Annotated in this window: 1 protein-coding gene; it reads right to left on the reverse strand. The window is 70.5% G+C overall.

Annotation, left to right across the window (positions count from 1 at the left end; genetic code table 11):
- A partial coding sequence (locus tag RNC47_RS36785; RefSeq protein ID WP_311605220.1) for a DUF2520 domain-containing protein occupies positions 1-402 on the reverse strand: 402 nt, incomplete at its 3' end.
- Positions 403-454: the final 52 nt, after the last annotated feature.

Genomic DNA, 454 nt, shown 5'->3' on the forward strand with positions numbered 1-454 from the left:
GCCCACCGCTGCCGCGTCGCCGCGGGCAACGGGTCCGGTCAACGCCGCCTGGCCGCGTTGCAGCGCGTTTTCCAGCGCGGCCCGGGCCAACGGGCCCACCACCCGCTCGGGCAGACCGCCGGGCGCATCGCCGACGAGTTCCTGGCCGAGCAGTTCCTCACCGCGCAGTGAGGCCCGCAGCGTGTCGACGGCGTCGAGCACCAAGGTGACCAGGTGGTTGCTGGCATGCGCCAGCGCCGCGTGGTACTGCGTCCGCGCGTGCTCGGGCACCCGGAACGGATCCCCACCGATCTCCAGCACCAGCGACTGACCGATCGCGTAACCGACTTCGTCGGTCGCGGTGATGCCGAAACATGTATCGGGCAACCGCGCTAGGTCCTCGTCGGATCCGGTGAACGTCATCGCCGGATGGATGGCGAGCGGGATACACCCCTGCTCGGTCAGCGGGGCCAAT

Origin of the sequence: Streptomyces millisiae, assembly GCF_031845425.1 — a bacterium.
Classification (GTDB): Bacteria; Actinomycetota; Actinomycetes; order Streptomycetales; family Streptomycetaceae; genus Streptomyces; species Streptomyces millisiae.